22 protein-coding genes are annotated in these 20,419 nt (G+C 46.0%); 16 read left to right on the forward strand and 6 right to left on the reverse strand.

Going from position 1 to position 20,419, the window contains the following annotated elements; all coding sequences use genetic code 11:
- Positions 1-8 precede the first annotated feature (8 nt).
- Positions 9-671, forward strand: coding sequence for a hypothetical protein (locus tag H065_RS25405; protein ID WP_017812224.1), 663 nt, complete (start codon positions 9-11; stop codon positions 669-671).
- A 108-nt stretch (positions 672-779) separates the two neighbouring features.
- Positions 780-1,208 carry a DMT family transporter gene (locus H065_RS0106520; RefSeq protein WP_017812225.1) on the forward strand — a complete coding sequence of 143 codons (429 nt, stop codon included), beginning with the start codon at positions 780-782 and terminating at the stop codon, positions 1,206-1,208.
- 105 nt (positions 1,209-1,313) lie between these two features.
- Here H065_RS0106520 and H065_RS0106525 read toward each other — a convergent pair whose 3' ends face one another.
- Positions 1,314-1,880: a GNAT family N-acetyltransferase gene (locus H065_RS0106525; protein ID WP_017812226.1), complete on the reverse strand. Its 567-nt coding sequence runs from the start codon at positions 1,878-1,880 to the stop codon at positions 1,314-1,316.
- A gap of 249 nt (positions 1,881-2,129) precedes the next feature.
- Between H065_RS0106525 and H065_RS0106530 the strand changes: the two genes are divergently transcribed.
- Together H065_RS0106530 and H065_RS0106535 are read left to right on the forward strand one after the other, a co-directional pair.
- On the forward strand, positions 2,130-2,825 hold the full coding sequence (locus H065_RS0106530) for a Crp/Fnr family transcriptional regulator (RefSeq protein WP_017812227.1): 696 nt from the start codon (positions 2,130-2,132) through the stop codon (positions 2,823-2,825).
- A gap of 135 nt (positions 2,826-2,960) precedes the next feature.
- Positions 2,961-3,362, forward strand: coding sequence for an NUDIX hydrolase (locus H065_RS0106535; protein WP_017812228.1), 402 nt, complete (start codon positions 2,961-2,963; stop codon positions 3,360-3,362).
- Between the two features lie 152 nt (positions 3,363-3,514).
- On the opposite strand, the gene H065_RS0106540 is transcribed toward H065_RS0106535, so the two are convergent.
- Positions 3,515-4,372, reverse strand: a complete 858-nt coding sequence (locus tag H065_RS0106540) for an alpha/beta fold hydrolase (RefSeq protein WP_017812229.1) — start codon at positions 4,370-4,372, stop codon at positions 3,515-3,517.
- A 367-nt stretch (positions 4,373-4,739) separates the two neighbouring features.
- Here H065_RS0106540 and H065_RS0106545 point away from each other — a divergent pair, with 367 nt between their 5' ends.
- The 3 genes from H065_RS0106545 to H065_RS0106555 all read left to right on the forward strand — a co-directional run bounded on the left by H065_RS0106545 (position 4,740) and on the right by H065_RS0106555 (position 7,036).
- Positions 4,740-5,141 (forward strand): RrF2 family transcriptional regulator, encoded by a 402-nt coding sequence (locus H065_RS0106545; protein ID WP_017812230.1) that lies wholly within the window; start codon positions 4,740-4,742, stop codon positions 5,139-5,141.
- A 71-nt stretch (positions 5,142-5,212) separates the two neighbouring features.
- A complete protein-coding gene (locus tag H065_RS0106550; protein ID WP_017812231.1) occupies positions 5,213-6,118 on the forward strand; it encodes an NAD(P)/FAD-dependent oxidoreductase in 906 nt (301 codons plus the stop codon).
- Between the two features lie 30 nt (positions 6,119-6,148).
- Positions 6,149-7,036, forward strand: coding sequence for a class I SAM-dependent methyltransferase (locus H065_RS0106555; protein WP_017812232.1), 888 nt, complete (start codon positions 6,149-6,151; stop codon positions 7,034-7,036).
- Between the two features lie 168 nt (positions 7,037-7,204).
- Here H065_RS0106555 and bla read toward each other — a convergent pair whose 3' ends face one another.
- Positions 7,205-8,197 (reverse strand): class A beta-lactamase, encoded by a 993-nt coding sequence (gene bla, locus H065_RS25410; RefSeq protein WP_017812233.1) that lies wholly within the window; start codon positions 8,195-8,197, stop codon positions 7,205-7,207.
- A 262-nt stretch (positions 8,198-8,459) separates the two neighbouring features.
- Here bla and desA point away from each other — a divergent pair, with 262 nt between their 5' ends.
- The 3 genes from desA (at position 8,460) to H065_RS0106575 (ending at position 11,357) form a co-directional block, all read left to right on the forward strand.
- Entirely contained in the window at positions 8,460-9,518 is a 1,059-nt protein-coding gene (desA, locus tag H065_RS0106565; protein WP_026136067.1) for a Delta(5) desaturase DesA, read from the forward strand.
- A gap of 84 nt (positions 9,519-9,602) precedes the next feature.
- Positions 9,603-10,727, forward strand: coding sequence for a sensor histidine kinase (locus H065_RS0106570; protein ID WP_017812235.1), 1,125 nt, complete (start codon positions 9,603-9,605; stop codon positions 10,725-10,727).
- A gap of 18 nt (positions 10,728-10,745) precedes the next feature.
- Positions 10,746-11,357 (forward strand): response regulator transcription factor, encoded by a 612-nt coding sequence (locus tag H065_RS0106575; protein WP_017812236.1) that lies wholly within the window; start codon positions 10,746-10,748, stop codon positions 11,355-11,357.
- A 221-nt stretch (positions 11,358-11,578) separates the two neighbouring features.
- Here H065_RS0106575 and H065_RS0106580 read toward each other — a convergent pair whose 3' ends face one another.
- Together H065_RS0106580 and pdxR are read right to left on the reverse strand one after the other, a co-directional pair.
- The gene (locus H065_RS0106580; protein WP_017812237.1) at positions 11,579-12,559 is read right to left on the reverse strand and encodes an NAD(P)H-quinone oxidoreductase; all 981 of its coding nucleotides are present in this window, start codon (positions 12,557-12,559) and stop codon (positions 11,579-11,581) included.
- Positions 12,560-12,674: 115 nt separating this feature from the next.
- A complete protein-coding gene (gene pdxR / locus H065_RS0106585) occupies positions 12,675-14,072 on the reverse strand; it encodes a MocR-like pyridoxine biosynthesis transcription factor PdxR (RefSeq protein WP_017812238.1) in 1,398 nt (465 codons plus the stop codon).
- Between the two features lie 202 nt (positions 14,073-14,274).
- On the opposite strand from pdxR, the gene H065_RS0106590 reads away from it, so the two are divergent.
- A complete protein-coding gene (locus tag H065_RS0106590) occupies positions 14,275-14,715 on the forward strand; it encodes a GNAT family N-acetyltransferase (protein ID WP_017812239.1) in 441 nt (146 codons plus the stop codon).
- A gap of 122 nt (positions 14,716-14,837) precedes the next feature.
- On the opposite strand, the gene H065_RS0106595 is transcribed toward H065_RS0106590, so the two are convergent.
- On the reverse strand, positions 14,838-15,575 hold the full coding sequence (locus H065_RS0106595; protein ID WP_017812240.1) for a GTP pyrophosphokinase: 738 nt from the start codon (positions 15,573-15,575) through the stop codon (positions 14,838-14,840).
- 129 nt (positions 15,576-15,704) lie between these two features.
- Between H065_RS0106595 and H065_RS0106600 the strand changes: the two genes are divergently transcribed.
- The 5 genes from H065_RS0106600 to H065_RS0106620 all read left to right on the forward strand — a co-directional run bounded on the left by H065_RS0106600 (position 15,705) and on the right by H065_RS0106620 (position 20,394).
- Entirely contained in the window at positions 15,705-16,553 is an 849-nt protein-coding gene (locus tag H065_RS0106600; protein ID WP_017812241.1) for an SPL family radical SAM protein, read from the forward strand.
- Positions 16,554-16,758: 205 nt separating this feature from the next.
- A complete protein-coding gene (locus H065_RS26890; protein ID WP_274517932.1) occupies positions 16,759-17,238 on the forward strand; it encodes a TerD family protein in 480 nt (159 codons plus the stop codon).
- A 165-nt stretch (positions 17,239-17,403) separates the two neighbouring features.
- Positions 17,404-18,261 carry an HAD family hydrolase gene (locus tag H065_RS0106610; RefSeq protein ID WP_017812243.1) on the forward strand — a complete coding sequence of 286 codons (858 nt, stop codon included), beginning with the start codon at positions 17,404-17,406 and terminating at the stop codon, positions 18,259-18,261.
- A 197-nt stretch (positions 18,262-18,458) separates the two neighbouring features.
- Positions 18,459-19,802, forward strand: a complete 1,344-nt coding sequence (locus H065_RS0106615) for a dihydrolipoyl dehydrogenase family protein (RefSeq protein WP_017812244.1) — start codon at positions 18,459-18,461, stop codon at positions 19,800-19,802.
- 229 nt (positions 19,803-20,031) lie between these two features.
- Positions 20,032-20,394, forward strand: coding sequence for an MmcQ/YjbR family DNA-binding protein (locus H065_RS0106620; protein ID WP_017812245.1), 363 nt, complete (start codon positions 20,032-20,034; stop codon positions 20,392-20,394).
- The last annotated feature ends 25 nt before the right edge of the window (positions 20,395-20,419 follow it).

Below are 20,419 nucleotides of genomic sequence, written 5' to 3' on the forward strand. Positions count from 1 at the left end.
GCGTTATAATGGAAAAGTTGTTGAGGCAAGTAACAGAGCATTTTCTAAAACAGATTGTTATCGAAAGTATTCATCCTATGGAACCTATCAAAGTCCGTTATTACCCAAAACCATGGATACTGCTCGGTGCAGGCAATTATGCAGCTGTTTTTTATCATCCGGATTACGCGGACTATGCGGTTAAAGTCTATGCATATGGTAAAAAGGGACTTCAGGAAGAAGCGGAGGTATATCGGCTGCTTGGTGCTCACCCAGCTTATTCACGGTGTTACTATGCAGGAGAGGACTTTCTGATTCTGCAAAGGCTGCAAGGCACCACCTTGTACGATTGTATGAAAAAAGGAATCCGGATTCCTCCGCAGGCGATCCGTGATATCGATGATGCACTGGATTATGCGGTTTCTCGCAATCTGCGTCCTCATGATGTGCATGGCAAAAATGTCATGATTGCCGATGGACGCGGATTGATTGTGGACATCTCCGATTTCTCCAAGCAGGAAGACTGCCGGATGTGGTCGGACTTCAAAAAAGCCTATTGCAAATTCTACTGGCCGATTGCTTCACGCTGTGTATTTCCTGTCCCCCGATTTGTACTCGAAGGAGTACGCAAAGGGTATCAGATCTACCGCAGATACCGGGCCAGAACAGCAGCAGCAGCTGTTCGTTCATAATTTCCGATGTTCCTCCCAAAGTTCTTGCTTATCAAGACATATGTCCTAACGACGAACTGCCGGGTTGTCGGTATAATGAGCAAGGAGTCAATCAAGGAGGAACAGAAGATGAAAGGTTTGTTATTTTCCATTCTAGCCGGTGTATTTCTTGCTCTGCAGGGCGTGGTGAACTCCCGGGTAGGACAGGATATTGGAACATGGAAAGCAGTTATGATCAATCAGCTGGGCGGATTTATTCTGGCGGGACTGATTCTTGTATGTATGCGCGGCGGGAACTGGCGCGGATTCCGCGAGGTAAAGCCGCTTTATCTACTCGGAGGCGCTTTTGCAGCAATTATTGTATTCAGCAATATTAGTGCGATGCATCTGGTCGGCGCCACACTTACAGTCTCGGCTGTGCTGATTTCGCAGCTGTGTCTGACCTTTGTTATCGATTCCAAAGGCTGGTTCGATACGGCGAGGAAGTCCATGCATTTACCCCAATTTGTCGGGATCGGTATAATGATTGCCGGGGTTATTATCCTGCGTCTGAGCTGACACAGAAGGTCCAAATAGCAAAAAGCAGAGCCATATTATTCGGCTCTGCTTTTTGTTATGCATCTATTGACCAGTATCCTTCATAACAGGCATCATTCGCCTATCTCAGGCTTTGCTTTTGCGGAACGACTTTTCATGAAAAGTCGTAATCTGCTTAAACAGGGACTGCCCATCATCATTGATCTCCAGCCCTGGCATGATAGGGAGTACTAGCGCACGGTATGTCTCTGGAATCCAGATATAATGATGTACATAATCGGTAGAGATAAATCCGCATTTCTCCCAGAATACGATCCGCTCCCAGTTCTCTGCTGTATCTTCTGCCTCGGCTTCAATAATAACGGCATGGATATGATGCTGCTCTACTGCCCAGTCGCGCAGCTGATTGAAAAATGCTCTGCCTTTACCCTGGCCTCGCTGATCCTGACGAATCGCCATATAATCGATAATCAGATTCTGCGTTTCGACAGGACCGCTTAATCCGGTAACTGCCATAGCGACCAATTCATCTCCATCCCAGCCTGCATGCAGAAAGGCAATTCCGCGATCCAGCATGGCTTTGAGAATTTTCTCGGGTTTGGCGCCATGAATGAAAGCTTCAGTATAAATGGGACGTATCTGATCCCAGAGTGTCTGGTCCCAGGCAGAATATGTGTTTAACGTTAATGTCATTGGTATTAGCCTCCAATAATTTTGCGAATCGGATGTACATAGAGTAATACACTGCTGCAGATCAATCTCACAGATTGGCTATATCGCCATCTTTATATGATATTCTTTACCACACCGCTCTACAAATCTAACGCTGTTGTAAATCAATAAAGGACATATGTCCTAATCGTTGTATCCGTGATATTCGGTATAATAGTCAGAAGAAGATGATAAGAGACATGATCATAAGGGATAGGAAGGAGGTTAACGATGCAGGAGAATCAGGATCGACAGCAGCTTGCCGCGTATCTGGAGCAGTTCGATATTCAGGATGTATTTCACGAGCCACTGCTGCCGCATGTATCATTGTACATGTTTGAACCGGGTGAAGAGCTTTGCCGGCAAGGCGGGCAGTCCGAGATCCTCTATGTACTGGTCAAAGGCATGACCAAAACGTCTACTACTTCACCGGAAGGACGTACGTTGGTGCTTTCTTTCAAGACACCGCCCGAGATGATTGGGGATATTGAATATATCGAGAAAATCGAAAATATGAATACAGTCGAAGCCGTTACACCGGTAGAAGCGCTCGGTATTCCGTATCAGTGGCTGTATCGGTACGGGCAGGATCATCCGCCCCTGCTGCAGTTTCTGCTGAAGATTATTACCTCCAAGTTTCGAATCAAGTCTGATTCGATGAGCTTTAACCTGATGCATCCGGTCGAGACCCGACTTGCCAGTTATCTGCTGTCTGTGACGACAGAACAGAACCCGGTGCTGATTACTGGTCATCCTGCTGACTACAATCTGACGGATATTGCCAATCTGATTGGCACTAGCTATCGCCATCTGAACCGGGTTATTGGTCAGTTCTGCACAGAAGGATGGATCGTTCGCAAAAGAGGAAGCATTGCTATTCTCAACCGTCCAGCGCTATATCAACTGGCTGGCGCTGCTGTATTCTAGACGTAATGGTTGGATTTTATTTGTGCATATTTTAAAATTCAGCTTATTTAACTCATGTAACTCATCCAGCTTACTCTACGTCTATGCTCCAATTGATTGTAAGCTGCCTCATTATACCGACAAAGGAGAATACAAATGACTAAAATTATCGATAAAGTAGCCTGGATACATATACAGGATCAGCACCTTCTCTGCGCGCGTTCCAAAGGAAAATCGCTATACTACATCCCTGGCGGCAAAAGGGAAACAGGAGAGAGCGATGAGCAGACGCTGATTCGCGAAGTAGAGGAGGAGCTGTCGGTACGGATTCAACCGGCTTCTGTATCTTCATTTGGCGTATTCGAAGCGGCAGCAGATGGCAAAGGTGAAGACACCATTGTACGTATGTCCTGCTATACCGGCGAGTATGAAGGAAGTATTCAGCCAGCGAGCGAGATTGAGACAACAACCTGGCTGGGTTACGAGGATATTGAGCATGCATCGGCAGCTACCCGGTTGATCATGGAAGAACTGCATCAGCGCGGATTGCTGGTATAAGGTATCTTCCTTAATAGTCTCTAATGAATACAACGCAAAAAATAATGCGAAATAAAAAACCTCTGTGCTGTCTGTTTCTGTTTTGCTGCTCGGCAAGCGAGAAAATAAAGACAGTGACAGAGGTTTTTTTGAGGTTCACGGTAATGTCAGAATCACTTCAGAAAAGAATAGAGTGCCTGATATGTCTCTTCGGGAGCTTCTTCCGGCAGATAATGACCGCTTTTAATCCCTTGTCCCTGAACATCTTCTGTCCAATCCCGCCAGACATCCAACACATCGTACCAACCTGGCAGGCTGCCTTGTTCTCCCCACAAAGCGAGTACAGGACACTGAATCTTGCGCTGACCAAAGTCTGCTTCGTCGATCTCGCAGTCTATGGTTGCTCCGGCGCGATAGTCCTCGCACATGGCATGAATCGTCTCGGGTTGATGGATGTGGTGCAGATAGTCTGCCAGCGCTTCCGGATGAAACAGCTCGTGATTCCCGTGGAAATAGTAATTCTCCGGGTTCGCTCCGATTAATCTCTCCGGTAGATCATACGGCTGTGACAGGAAAAACCAGTGCCAGTACCCCATCGCAAAATCCTTGTTCGTTCGGCGGTAAGCCTCCAGGGTAGGAATAATATCGAGCACTGCCAGTTTGCGGATTGCCTGAGGATGATCCAGAGCGAGCCGGTACGCACAGCGTCCACCACGATCATGACCCACAACTGCAAACTGATCATACCCAAGCTGTTTCATCATCTCGATCTGATCCTGCGCCATCGCCCTTTTGGAATAGGAAAAGTGATTATCGGTAGTAGCAGGCTTGGAGCTGTCTCCATAGCCACGAAGATCCGGCATAATCACTGTGAAATCCCGAGCGAGCAGAGGAGCAACCGCATGCCACATCATATGCGTCTGAGGATGTCCATGTAGCAGGAGCAGCGGTGGACCGTCACCTCCATGACGTACACGTGTACTTATTTCACTGGTATGAATCGTTGTCTGTTGGAATCCTTTGAATAACATCGTCATCTCTCCTCGAAGTCAATGGTATAACATTATATAGAGGCGAATAAGCTTACGGGTCCCAAAGCTCAATGATATCTTTTAACCAAATGGGGACGGTGTTAGTAATCTATCAGACATAGGATATAGATAAAAAGATTGACACTTTCAGATATAAAATATATTATAGACCCATAAAGTCTATGATTATTGCATCTTTTATCCAATGGCAAAGACCAAAGGTAAAGCAGACTAGGAGTGCAGGCTGGTGATTGTGGGTGGGTTTCTACGCGAATACAAAATATAATCTGCATGGTGAATTGACGCTTTGGTCAAATAAGAGCTATCATGGATGAATAAAGTCTTTAATGAAGGTGGACGATTCTCTATGAAATTCTCCAAAGCAACCGATTATGCACTGCATGCGATGCTCTATCTGGCGGCAGTAACTCCTGCACGACTCGTTGGTGTGCAGACACTGGCTGATAAATTGAATGTATCACCGACCTATTTATCCAAAATCCTGACCAAGCTGGTCAAAGCCAATATGATTGAATCTTCTTCGGGAGCCAATGGAGGCTATCGGCTCAAGCGAAATTGGGAAGAGTTTTCTTTTCTCGATGTTATTCATGCAATTGAAGGAACATCATCCTTTTTCGAATGTGGTCTGGATCACGGACCGGAATGTCTGGTACAACAGGTCATGATTCACGCAGAGAACGAAATGGAGACCTATCTGCAAAACCAGAAGCTGTCATCGCTCGTTGCCAAAATGCCGTCGGTTCATTAGAACCGCAGCATTTTATACACCTATCATAGATATTAATAGTCTCTAATATCCGTATAAAAGGAGGAATACCAATGATCTACGATTGTGCCATTATTGGCGGAGGACCGGCAGGTCTGAATGCTGCACTTGTTCTGGGAAGAGCGAGGCGTACAGTAGCTTTATTCGATAATAATCAGCCCCGCAATGCGGTGACTCACGCTTCCCATGGATTTCTGACACAGGATGGAGTAACACCAGCCGAATTTCGACGAATAGCGTATGAGGAAGTGCTTCGATATCCATCGGTAGAGCATCATGCCAGCAAGGCCACCTCTGTACGCCGCCTTGCAGATGGGTTTGAGGTTGTAGCAGATAACGGTGAAGCTATCCAGGCACGTAAAATACTAATCACAACCGGGTTAAAAGAAATTCTGCCTGACATCCCCGGTGTGGTAGACATGTACGGTCAAAGTCTGTTTAACTGTCCTTATTGCGATGGATGGGAGCTGCGCGATCAGCCACTGATTGTCGTCTCCGATCATGAGCGAATGTATCATCTGGCCAAGCTGCTGTACGGATGGAGCCGGGATCTGGTTATCTGTACGCACGGAAGTTCCATACTGACCGACGAGCAAAAGGAGCAGCTGACTTCCCGCGGCGTTACGGTTACAGAGCAGAAGATTACTGCCTTTCACGGTCAAAACGGCAAGCTGGAGCAGGTAGAATTCGCAGATGGTTCCCGCATTAATCGAACCGGAGGATTTATTACTCCGGTATGGGTACCGCAAGCTGGATTCTGTGAAGAGCTGAATTATGAGAAGACCGAGCTGGGCGGGATCCAGACCGATGAGACAGGGAGAAGCAGTATCCCGGGTTTATTTGCAGCGGGTGAAGCCGCATCCGGTGGTTCCTCGCAGCTAATCCTCTCGGCGGCTGCAGGCAGTCTGATAGCAGTTCATATTAATATGGAATTGACAGAAGAGACGTTCAGCTCATAATCACTATTATGAAATACAAAGGAGAATCCCATGAATTCATCGCTATTTGACCCGGAAGAGTGGAAAAAGGCCTGGATCAACGATCCTGAGGCAGGCGTTAATCGTATGCGGCGATCCGGTGTTGAACCGGTTAGTGCTTTTGATGAAGCTGCCAGGGCACGCAATTTTCATAAGAAAGCTTTTAGTGAGGAAGGAAGACGTCGATCCAAGCGCATCATGGACTGGATCGAGACGCAGGGAGTATCATTTGCCAATGCATCGATTCTGGATATCGGTGCGGCATCCGGAGTATTCAGCATTCCTTTTGCGGAGCGAGGGGCATTGGTTACTGCTGTAGAGCCTTCTGTGCATCTGGCAGACTTGATGCGTGACAGTATTCCATCTGATCGGACGAATCATATTGAGATTGTTCAGCAGCCTTTTGAAGATATTGATGTGCAGCAGCAAGGGTGGGAAGGCAAGTATGATCTGGTATTTGCCTCCATGTGTCCGGCGATATTCGGCTGGGATAGGGTAGAACAGGCGATCCGTGCTGCCAGTCAATTTTGTTATATCAGCACGATAGCCGGCCCTCGGGAGCTCAGTATTATAGATGAGCTTCGTCCGGTGCTGGGGATACCAGACAAGCCGGTGCACGGCTCCGATATGGCTTATATCACACAGCTGCTGCATATATACGGATACTCTTTTCAGGCATTGGTTACACATGAAAAGGAAACGATCCGGATGTCGGTAGAGCAGATGATTCGTAATCTGCCCGGCTGGTTTGCGTTCGAGGGTCTGCCTACTGATCCTGATACACTTCGCAAAGCGGAACAGTACGTGAGAGCTACCTATACCGAACCGCTGGCCGAGATCCAGCAGGGTGGACGTTTTGGCAAAGTACTGATTCGTCTGCGCGATCAGGCGATGAGCTGAGTAGTAGCATCCCTGTATTCTGAAAAGAAAACCAGAGATCGCCTCGATAGAGCAGCCGATCCAGGCGATTCGGGACATGCTGCGATAGATCAGCAATAACGTGAATATCCCAATAAAAAAAGAGCAACCAACCGGTATATAATAATCACCGGCTGGTTGCTCTTTTTTTTATTTCATAGTATCGAATACCATTTTTGCAGCTTTTGCGACGAGTTCATTATCCACTTTGGCGTTCTTATCGGTATGACCAGTCAGCACAGTAATGATAATAGGTGAGCGTCCCGGCGGCCAGACGACTGCAATATCGTTACGTGTGCCATAAGAAGCGCTACCCGTTTTGTCACCGACGATCCAGCCTTTGGGAGCAGCTGCACGAATCAGATCGTCACCGGTCGTATTTCCTTTCATCCATTCAGCCAGCAACTGGCGCTTGTCCTGACTGAGTACTTTACCCGTAGTGAAAAGACGTAAGTCCCTGGCCAATGCTCTCGGCGTGCTGGTGTCTCTTGGATCACCGGGGACGGCTGCATTCAGCTCGGGCTCGATTCGTTCCGAGCGGGTTGTCCGATCTTCCAATTGCCGCAGAGCTTGCTGGAAACCAGCAGGGCCGTTTAATTCCTGGAACAGAATATTACCGGCAGTATTATCGCTATACTGGATTGCGGCTTCGCAGATTTCCCGAAGTGTCATGCCAGTATCTACATGTTTTTCGGTGACTGGGGAATACTCGACCAGATCTTTTGCGGAATAAGTGATCACACGATCCAGATCAGCGATGGAATTCTGCTGCAATACAGCGGCGGCAGCCAGCGCTTTATATGTAGAAGCAAAAGCAAACCGTTCATTGTGACGGTAAGCGACCACCTTGCCGGTACCCGTATCTATGGCATATACGCCTAGACGTGCCTGATGCTGCTGTTCAAGCGCGCGGAAGCTGGACGCAAGCGATGCGGTAGAGTGTTGGACAGCTATAGAAGGTTGTCCGGATACAGCAGCACTGGTTACGAAGGTATGACCTGCAGCAGGAAGTGCTGCCGCATCGGTATAATGAGTTGCCGGAATATCCGATAGTACTACTCCTGTCAGAGTGAGTAGTGCCAGAGCGGCATACGCTGTACGCCGGGGTTGTTTGTGAAGACGGGAATTTAGTTGTTTTTTCATGATGAACGCTCCTTTTTGGGTGTAATCATAGATAGAGTGTGGAACCCTTAGTAAGCATAAGAATTTTTCCGAAACCGAGCAATGGAATGAATCTGACAAAGCTGTCAGGAGCCTGATAGAGCAAAATACATGACAAATGTCATGGTGTACTACTGACACTTATGACTTCATCCCAACACCTGATGACGATACAATGGAGACATAAGGAAAGTTGCTATGCACATTGCATCTATCTATGGGTCACTACACCCACGAAGGAGAAATGATTATGTCTTCCATCAAACAATTAAAAAAAGAAGTTGCTCCCTTTGAAAAAAATGACTCCAACAAAAGCATTATGCAATTAATTACGACCATACTTCCCTTAATCATACTTTGGTTCGCTGCCTACTGGAGTCTGTCTGTATCCTATTGGTTAACGATTCCGATTACTATTGTGGCTGGACTGTTCGTTATCCGCACATTCATTATTTTCCATGATTGCTGTCATGGTTCGTTCTTCAAAAATCGTCAGCTGAATAATATTATCGGTACAATTACCGGTGTAATCACGCTGACTCCCTACATGCAGTGGAAGCAAAGTCACTCGATCCATCATGCTACAAGCAGCAACCTGGACAAGCGTGGAACCGGCGACATCTGGACACTTACCGTCAAAGAATACGCTGAAGCACCATGGTATACACGTCTGAGCTATCGTCTGTACCGCAATCCGTTCGTACTGTTCGGTATTGGTCCTATCGCAGTATTCCTGATTCAACAGCGCTTTAACCGTCGCGGTGCGAAGCGTGCAGAACGTCTGAATACGTATCTGATCAACATCCTGATCGTTGCCCTGTATACCGGACTGTGTCTGTTGGTCGGCTGGAAAGCTTTTGTCATGATTCAACTGCCAATCTTCTACATCGCCACGATGCTCGGTATCTGGTTATTCTATGTACAGCATACATTTGAAGATTCATATTTTGAAAAAGAAGACGAGTGGTCTTATGTACAGGCTGCGGTAGAAGGAAGTTCCTACTATCAGCTGCCGCTGGTACTGCAGTGGTTCACAGGTAATATCGGCTTCCACCATGTGCATCATCTGAGCCCTCGTGTACCGAACTATTATCTGGAAGATGCGCATAACGCAACGCCGCCGCTGCAAAAAGCCACTACCATTACACTCAAAACCAGCTTCAAATCGATTCGTTTCCGTCTGTGGGATGAGGAAGGCAAGAAATTTGTCAGCTTCCGTCAATTCAAGCAGCAGGAAAGACAGAATCAACGAATCACCAATGAACCGAAACCATCTGCTGCAGTTCAGATGGATTTGAAGTAAAATAGAAGTAGACCGGTGGACCGGGAATATGCTGTCCACCGGAAAACTGCAAGAAAGCAATGGTGATAAGCAAAAGTGACCCGAATGAATAAACTGCAAGAACTCTTTCGAAAAAGTACAGGCGGCATTAACCTGTACATATGGCTGCTCTTTTTTATACTACCGTTCTACTTTATCTACGATAAATTCTCGATCATGGGCTTTGTATTCGGAGTTATCCTGATCCTGGTATTCTTCACCGCCAATCTGCTGTCCCTGATTGTCAAAGGGCGGCAGATTTATGTATGGTTTGGGATACAGATTGTGCTTTCGGTCATTATGGGCTTGAACTTTGGTTTTATTTATTTCTCCTTGTTCCTGTCTTTTTTCCTGGGAGCTGTGCATAACAAGGTAGGATTTTTCGTACTGTATATTATCAATCTGCTCAGTACGCTTGGACTCAGTTATATCAGTCTGGTCTCCGATACGACGGAATTTATCGGACAGTTGCCTCTGGTCATGATCAATGTGATCGCTGTGATTCTCGTGCCGATTCAGGCACACAACAAGACCCGGCAGGATCATTTGCAGGTTCAACTGGAAGATGCCAATCGCAAAATCTCCGAGCTGGTGAAGCTCGAAGAGCGTCAGCGGATTGCCCGCGATCTGCATGACACACTCGGACAAAAGTTGTCTCTGATTGGTCTGAAAAGCGAACTAGCCTACAAGCTGATCGAGAGTAAGCCGCAGCAGGCGGAGCAGGAGATGCTCGATGTACGGCAGACTGCACGTACCGCTCTCAAGGAAGTTCGTGAGCTGGTGACCCAGATGCGAGGTACTCGTCTTGAAGATGAATTATTCCGGGCACGTCAGATTCTGGAAGTGGCAGATGTCGAGCTTCACCTGTCGCAGAATGATGATCTGCATGATGTATCCCTGATTGCGGAAAATGTACTTGGCATGTGTCTCAAGGAAGCGATCAACAATGTTATCAAGCATAGTGAAGCCACTGCCTGCGATATTGTGATTGAGTCCAGTCCAACCGAGCTAATGCTAACAGTGAAAGACAACGGAGTCGGTATTAATCTGAAGTCCAAGCGCTATCCCGGCAATGGACTCAGAGGGATGAAAGAACGGCTTGAATTTGTAAATGGCAATCTGTCTATTGCGTCAGACGAAGGAACGACACTGCGAATTACCGTGCCGAATGCGGTACAACGACAGTTATAAAGAAAGAAGGGCATGGATATGATTAAGATCGTCATTGCTGAAGATCAACGCATGCTGCTCGGTGCACTCGCTTCTCTGCTGGATCTGGAAGATGATATTACTGTCATCGGCAAAGCGACCAACGGAAAAGAAGCCGTTCAGCTGGTACACAGTCTGCAGCCGGATATCTGCATCATGGACATCGAGATGCCTGCCAAAAGCGGGCTCGATGCCGCAGAAGAGCTTAAAAACACCAGCAACTGCAAAGTTATTATTCTCACGACCTTTGCCCGAACAGGATATTTTGAGCGGGCACTCAAAGCGGATATACAGGGCTACCTGCTCAAGGACAGTCCAATAGAAGAGCTGGCTCATACCATTCGCATGGTTATGGCCGGACGTAAAATCTATGCTTCCGAGCTCATTGATGATGGTTATCATGGCGAGAAAAACCCGCTCACTGAACGGGAAAAAGCTGTGCTGGAATTAATTGCAGATGGCAAAAACACCAAGGAAATATCGAGCGAACTGTTCATTACGACCGGTACGGTACGCAACTATGTATCGATTATTATGGATAAGCTTAACGTGAGTAACCGAATCGAAGCAATCAAGCATTTCAAGGAAAAAGGCTGGTTTAAATCGCAGTGAATTTCGCTATTGAAATTCACTGTTTTTTTGCGGTAATGTACGATCGGTTTTGCGATCATATAGTCTTTAGCTGGATAAACATACTGTGAATTTCCATTTTTCTTATAGTTGTATAGAAAAAAGCTGTAGATACAGGGCTCAACCTGATCTACAGCTTTTTGGTGATCTTGTATTTAATGGTCATTCTGTGTTTAGGTAATTCATTTTTTCGAGAGTAAGTCTTATTCGGCCACCTTGAGAATGATTTTGCCGATATTGCGATTGGCTTCCATATGCTGCTGGGCTTCCATTGCCTGCGCCAGGGGGAATACGGTGTCCACGATCGGCTCGATTTCGCCGTTTTCCATATGAGGGAATACATCCCGCATAAAGTCAGCAGACAACCGTGCCTTGTACTCGTCACTTCTCGGGGTGAGAAGGGTACCGGTCAGCTGAACGCATTTGGACATCAGTGCAAACAAATTGACTTGTTCGACCTGTATACCACCCAGAATACCGATCAGCACCCAGCGACCTTCTTTTTTGATACTGGCGAGGTTCTTGTCCCAGTAGTCTGCACCGACAAAGTCCAGGATCAGATCGACTCCCTGACCATCAGTCGCCTTAAGTACTTCTTCTTCAAAAGATTGCTGTTTATAATTAATCAGTACATCGGCACCCAGATCGCGGCAGAAATCCAGCTTTTCCTGGGAACCGGCTGTTACAATAACCTTGGCATTACTGAGTTTTTTGGCGAGCTGTATCGCTGCTGTTCCGACGCCGCTGGCACCGGCATGAATCAGCACCGACTCACCAGGCTGTAAGCGGCCAATCCAGTACAGTGTCTGGTAAGCAGTCAAGAACACTTCCGGAACTGCTACTGCCTGTTCAAAGGTATAGATGGAAGGAACTTTCATCGCCCGGTCTGTCGGCATAACGGCATATTCCGCATAGCCTCCGCCATTAACCAGACCCATTACACGATCACCTGACACGTAATCCGAGGTGCCTTCCACTTTCTCTACTACACCGGCAATCTCGACACCCAGAATCGGATTGGTCGCATAGCCGGACTTGCCTTCACGAGTCACAATATCAGTACGGTTAATCGCTGCGGCGTGAACCTTGACCAGCAGCTCACCGGGAGCAGGTACAGGAGCAGGGAGGTCCGTAAGCTTCAGCCCGTTAGCATTTTCCTGTTGTTCGACAATAATGGCTTTCATATCAGTACACTCCTTCAATTTCCATAATAGATAGTACAACAATTAATTTTACACTATTTAATTAGAAAAAGAAATATTATACATAAGTAAATATTTACATTACTTAAACTCATTATTATACTCTGCCCCATGCCTCCTTCAATAGCTGAACCCCAACACCTATCTGTTCTATAGTAAGGTTGCTAAAGCCTAGCTGAACAGTCGGTTTTCGATCCACTTCCGATAAGGAATAATAACGACTTGTTGGATATACCTGTACTCCATGATGCAGCGCCTGCCGAATCAGTTCATTTTCATGACCGGACTGCTGAAGCTCCACCAGAATATACAGACCCGAATGGGAGCCAATAATCCGCATCTGTTTACCAAATGATTCCTGCAGGGCATTGACCAATACTTGCATTTTGCGACGGTAGATCGCCCGCATTTTGCGTACATGTGAGCTCCAATAACCTTGCTCCATAAAGTAAGCCATCGTCTGCTGATGGATCACCGAAGCGGATTGCTCGACAAAGGTAAACATTCTGGCATACTGTTCCATCAAAACAGGAGGCAGTATCATATAGCTCAAACGAATGGACGGGAGGAATCCTTTGGAAAAGGTGCCTAGATAAATGACCTGAGCGCCCTGCTGCAGAGAAGCGAGTGCAGGAATAGGCTGATGTCGATAACGGAATTCACTGTCATAATCATCTTCGATAATGTAGCCCTGGCGTTCCTCTGCCCATTTGAGCAATTGATAACGTTCGGCTGCTGGTAGCACTGCTCCGGTAGGAAATTGATGGGAAGGCGTAACATAAGCGATTCTGGATTTGCACCGCTTTAACTCTGATATATTTATTCCTCTGAAAGTGACCTGAACCGGCTCTGTCTGCAGACCTTGCATATGAAATAAGGTACGTGCCCCATCATAGCCAGGATCTTCTACAGCCAGAGAATCATATCCGTTTATTTTTAGCAGTATGGATAGATGCAGGAGCAGCTGCTGAGTACCACTGCCTACGATGAGCTGATCCATGGATGTACGTATTCCTCTGGATTGCAGCAGATACTGTGCGATTTGCATCCGCAGTTCGGGCTCTCCCTGATAATGACCGTAGGTGTAGATGTAGGGTTGGAGCATGATCGTATTGGTGCACTTGCGCCATTTCTGCAAAGGAAAAGCCTGACCGTCCACACTGCCAATCCGAAAATCGATCAGTGGACGCGGATGATCGGGGATGTGCAGTTCTGCAGAAGAGACTTTTCTGTCTAACCCTGTAATAGACTCTTCAACAGGCTCTACATAATATCCTTTTTTGGGTTCGCTGCGAATATAACCTTCTGCCAGCAGCTGTTCATAGGCGGTAAGTGTCGTATTACGGCTTACCCCGAGCTGTTTTGCAAGCTGGCGGATCGAAGGTAGAGCTGTATTTTCCTCCAGCTGTCCATCTTCAATCAGCGAACGGATAAAGTGATAGATTTGTATGTATTTGGAATAGGTGTCATTAAGGTTGATTAATAGTTCATTCATGGTACAACATTCTTCCTTTCACAGGTCATGTCATTCGTTTCAGGCATCTGACATGTTAATATAATCTATTTTGTACCTTTTACTAATGTCAGAAATTATGAATACTATATAGGAAATCAGATGAACTGTATAGATCAGCGAGATAGCATACTAGAAGATAATAGCCGATCCAAGGCATACCCAGATAAAAAGGAGCATGAATATGAACATTGTAAAAGCGGATTTGCAACATCTTGCGGATGTTACTTTATTATTTGACCAGTACCGGGTATTTTATGGACAGGATCGTAATCAGGAGGCTTGCAGCGCATTTATCGAAGAGCGTATCCAAAAAGACGAATCCATTATTTTCCTCGCATATGACGGAGGAGAGGCAATTGCTTTTACCCAGCTGTACCCATTGTTCACTTCGATTGGTATACAGCGTATTTATATGCTGAATGATTTGTTTGTTAGAGCAGACAGCCGGGGAAGAGGAGCAGGTCGCGCCCTGCTGGAACATGCTTTTACTTTCGCCAGAACGATGGGTGCTGCCAGAGTGATCCTGCAAACGCATGTAGACAATGCTTCAGCCAAGGCGTTATATGAAAGTGCAGGCATGGAGCTGGACAAGCAATATGATCATTATGTGAAAAAAATCTAGATATGCATCAGCAAAAAGTCCGCTTCGGCTGTATAGCTGCTGCGGACTTTTCATTATAGCTAATATAACTGATATCTTTTAGTAAAGGGATCACTCCGGTTTTACTGCTGACCCAAAGGCGGCTAGAGTGATTGATTAACCAGTCTTATCAGCGCTTCCGGGATACTCAGCTGATTGTCATTCGTCAGCTTCTGGACCAGCTCATATTCCGGCTCCGTTTTGTCGACCGACTTGATCGATTGTACTTCGTGATGCAGTCGTTCCATTTTGTGATCCAGAGCGGTGGCTGAGTCTGCAGCATCCTTGAGCTCATTCAGCAGCTGCTGGGGAACAGCACCTTCGTATTTATAAAAGATTTTGTGCTCTAGACTCGCCCAAAAGTCCATTGCAATCGTACGAATCTGTACTTCCACATAGACATCTTCCTGCCGGTCCGACATAAATACAGGAACCTGAATAATCATATGCAGGCTGCGGTACCCATTGGACTTGGGGTTACGGATATAATCCTTGACCTCGATCACACTGATATCCGCCTGGTTGGTCAGCATCTGGCATACCCGATAAATATCTTCGGTAAAAGAACAGGTGATACGCAGCCCGGCAATATCTCTGACGGTCTCTTTGATATCATCCAGGCTCTGGGCATAGCCTTTACGCTGCAACTTTTTCATAATGCTTTCCGGTGATTTGATCCGGGATTTGATATGTTCGATAGGATTATATTCGTGCAGCACATGAAATTCGTCGTTCAGAATCTCGATTTTTGTGGTAAGTTCTTTTAAGGCAAATTCATACATCATCATAAAACGCGTAATATTATTGCGAATCAACTTCAACTGCTCTATCTGATTTTCCATAACTCTCTCCTGTACTCGTAGTAACGTAAACAACCATATACTTAGTATGCCTAAATAACAGCCAAAAAGAAAGTTTACTAAACAAATTCACTTAATAAATGATATTAATGATGCCAGGGAGGAACATATATGCACATACAGACAACAGAGACGATCTCTCGGCAAATTCTTACCGAAGCCAAAGGTTATCTGGATGTGGGATTCACTCACTCGTTGAATCCGTACAGCGGCTGTGCTTTTGCCTGCAGTTATTGTTATGTACGCCAGATGCCGATTCAGCAGTTCAAGGATATTCCCTGGGGAGAATGGCTGGATATCAAGATCAACGCTGCCGAGATCTATCGTCAACAAATCGTCAAGCTCCGTGCCAAAGGCAAACCCGTCAACATCTTCATGTCCTCCGCGACAGATCCATACCAGCCAGCAGAACGCCAGGCCGAAATTACACGCCGTCTGCTGGAAGCCATGCTGGATCATCCGCCTGATTATTTGCAGATTCAGACACGCAGCCCGTTGGTAGCAAGAGATATGGAGATTTTGGGTCAGTTAAGCGCAAAGTGTGATCTGCTCGTCTCCATGACTATCGAGACGGATCGGGAAGACGTCAAACGAATCTTCGCTCCCTATGCTCCGGGGATCGGTGTACGTATCCAGGCACTGCGGCAGCTTCGTGAATATGGCATTGCTACTCAGGCAGCCCTTTCACCGGTACTGCCATTTACTCCGGCTTTCCCTGAGATGCTGGTAGAAGCAGTAGAACATATCTGGATTGATACGCTGACAATCGGCGATGGAGCAGGAGGCAAGCGATCACAGAAGCTGGAGATGCCACGGCTGTTCAGGGAGCATGGTTTTGAACAGTGGTATACAAATGATATTCATGTGCGGGTTCGGAGTTATTTCAGCAAACACTTTCCAGCTGACAAGGTGAGGATTTCCAGGGACGAAGCCTTTTTGAAAAGTGAAACAAAAAAGTAAAATGGATAAAATTGTATTCTTCATTATTGCTTCAAGTGTTAAAATCCACCATAAAAAAAGCGAACCTTTCTCTGTCTATCTGCAGAAAGATTCGCTTTTTTGTGGATGAACCGCGTCATACAGAGTATACAAAAAGAGAACAAAGTGGTCTTGTCATGAGTTCCGTCCGTAATTACAGAGCATCGTACCAATCCTATCTAAGCTGCTGGATGCAGAAAATATTACTTTTTTCGGTAACAAATCCACAATCGGCATGATGCATATTGATAGCAGAGAGCTGCCGACAGAGGATATGGAGCAGTATATGATTAATCTGTCTGCGATTGAGCAGGCCAGTCAGGATAAAGTGCTGTTTAAACTGGTGATGCCGGGAGGAGCACCCGAACAGCTGTATATTCGGATGCTAACCTACGATAACCGGGAGATTCTTTGCTATGCTGTAGATATGAGTGTGTGTCAGGAGAATACAGCTCTGGAGCTATGTGCGCTGTATATGTATAAAGGGCAGTGGCGATTCCATGCGATCGGTAATGGATATAATGCCGGTATGGAGAAGATTGGAGCACAGTACGGGATCAGTGATCTGACAGAGAGCTATGATTTCACTCCGGGTATCATCGAGGATATTGCGCTGGATGGCAGATCATTTGAATATCATATGCAGAAACAAACTGCTGCAGCCTAATCTAAATAACCAGCCGCTGGAGTAATTCCAGTGGCTTTTCTGTCTATACGTACACTGATGAAGATCGTATAGAAAGAATTGACATGTAACCCGTTTCAACATTTACAGTAATGAATAGATCAAGCTGTTTAGCAGCTTATTTCATAATCAGGGAGATGGTAAATCATGAATCATACGGAACAGAAGATTGTATTTATTGATATTGATGGCACGCTGGTCGATGATGATGGACATGTACCTGAATCTACTGCAAACGCCTGTCGGCAGGCGCGGGCGAATGGACATCTGCTGTTCCTCTGTACAGGAAGATCCAAAGCAGAAATTTATGATTCGATCTGGGACATTGGGTTTGATGGACTTATCGGGGCTGGTGGAGGATACGTGGAGATCGGAGACGAAGTGTTGTATCACAAAAAGGTGCAGCCGGAAGATGTACGTTATATGGTAGATTTTTTTGATCAGCATAATATCGCATTTTACCTGGAGTCCAATTCGGCGCTGTATGCCAGTGCCGGTCTGAAACCCCAACTGGAACAACTGATCTATGGGGATATCCAGAATGATCCTGAAGCAAGAAAGAGAATGGAGCAGAAGCCGCATCCTTTTATTGCGGGACTGACTTATGACGAAGCTGATTTGTATAAAGATGATGTGAATAAAGTATGCTTTCTGGACAGTGCACTACCCTTTGAGCAGATCCGGGAAGAGTTTGATGGCAAATTCGAAGTCATCCAATGTACGGTTCCCCTATTCGGACCGAACAGCGGCGAATTGATGATTCCCGGTATACACAAAGCTATTGCTATTGCGGATCTACTGGATCATCTTCAATTGTCTCGTGAACAGACCATAGCAATCGGAGACGGAATGAATGATGCCGAGATGCTGGAATACTGTGCTATTGGGATTGCCATGGCTGATGCCAGACCTGGATTGCTGGAGATCGCCGATGATATTACTGACACGCTGGAGCAGGATGGGCTGCATAAAAGCTTTGCGAAATATGGTTTGATCGAGAGTTAAACAGCTTATCCGACAGCACACCCCAATGAAGAAGATTTACTTTTTACAAAATGATCCTCCCAAAAGCTGTGGTAAACCTCTGTTATTGGGTAATAGTAAATAGATAGCACAAAATCATTTAAAGTCTTAATTAATTACGCACTATTAATTCCATTTGTTAATCAAGACTTTAATCTACAGAAAGCGGGAGGATCATTATGACTAAACAATTCGATATTATCTTTATTGGTAGTGGACAGGGAGCATGGAATGCCGCCTTGCCGCTCAGCCAATCCGGCAAGAAAATAGCGATGATTGAACGTGACAAGATTCTGGGCGTGTGTACCAACTATGGCTGTAATCCCAAGATTATTCTGGATGGTCCGATCAAAGTAATGGAAGATGCCGAGCTGTTTGGTGCAGCCGGATTGACGAGTGAATTCAAGCTGGACTGGTCGAAACTGATGGATCACAAAAATAAAATTCTCGGAGCACTGCCGGACAAGATGGAACAGAATCTGAAGCAGGCAGGTATTGAAATTATTCGTGGCGAAGCCCGTTTTGTGGATGACCATACCGTTACGGTAAACGACGAGCAGTATACAGCAGAGAATATCGTAATCGCAGCCGGTCATCGTCCAGCTACACTCAATATTCCGGGAGAGGAATATATGCAGACCAGCAATGAGTTCCTGTATTTACCGGAACTGCCGAAGCGCATTGTATTTGTCGGTGCAGGTTATGTATCCATGGAGCTGGCTTCAATCTCGGTGAAGACAGGTGCTGAAGTACATGTTATTCAATCTTCGGACCATATACTTAATGGATTCCCTCAGCCCTACGCTAACAAATTGATTGAGAAAATGAAGCGGGACGGTATCCAGTTCCACTTTAATGATCATGTCACCGCAGTAGAACAGCAAAATGGCGAGCTGGCTGTTACTACGGAAAATGGACTGCATTTAACTGCAGGACTGGTTATTAATGCAACCGGGCGCGTACCTAATGCCGATCAGCTGAATCTGGAAGCAGCCGGTGTAGAATATAACAAGCACGGAATTGTGGTGAATGATCGTCTGCAGACCTCACAACCGCATATCTATGCGACAGGAGATATTCTTGATAAAACACAGCCGCGACTGACGCCAACCGCTGTATTTGAAGCCAAGTATCTGACGGGTTCCCTGCTGGGCATGATTAATACGCCGATTGAGTATCCACCGATCGCTACGATTGCCTTTACTGTACCAAGAATCGCCCAGATTGGTATTAGCATCGAAGATGCAGAGAAATCGGAAGAGTATACCATTAAACCGATTGAACTGGGCAAACAGTGGGACTTTGCCGGACGCAATGATACAGAGGCGCACCTGACCCTGATCTATAATCAGGAACACAAGCTGGTCGGAGCTGCTGCGTACAGCCAGGAAGCATTGGAAATCATCAACAGCCTGACGCCAGTTATTACACTGGGACTGACAGCTGAACAAGCAGACAAGCTTATCTATGCTTTCCCGTCTTTTGAGACGATGATTCCCAGCTATCTGCACCAGATCCAATAAATCTATGCGCTTTATTCGATAAGCCAATTTTGCCAATAGTTCCTTATTATGAATAGAATACATTATAAGCCCAATAGACAGACATCCATCGATGATTTGTCTATTGGGCATTTTGTATAGCGGGCTTGGATTGCCTGCTTTTTGTACTTACGGTATGCTGAATGTGGAATATAACATGTAAATATGGACTGTACAAAGTCTGTACGAACAGCTCAGATGGAGGTTACCAATGAACGAAGAAGAACTGATCGAATACTGTTTATCTTATCCCGGTGTCTACAAAGACTATCCATTTGACGAGACATGGACAGTTATGCGGCATGTCGGCAACAAAAAGTCATTTGCTTTTATTTTTCAGCGTCATGGTCATCTGTGTGTCAATCTAAAATGTGATCCGATCAAAGCAGATTTCCTGCGGACGCTGTATACGGATGTGCAGCCTGGCTATCATATGAACAAAGAACACTGGAATACAGTGAATCTGGAAGGCGAGATTCCGCTCGAAGAAATTCAGGATATGATAGAACACAGCTATCATCTTACCCAACCCAAGATTCGCAAGAAAAAATCACAGGATTCAGGGGAGCAATGATTTAGTAATGTATTTGTTGCCCATC

This window comes from Paenibacillus shenyangensis, assembly GCF_000346635.1.
GTDB classification, from domain to species: domain Bacteria; phylum Bacillota; class Bacilli; order Paenibacillales; family Paenibacillaceae; genus Saccharibacillus; species Saccharibacillus dauci.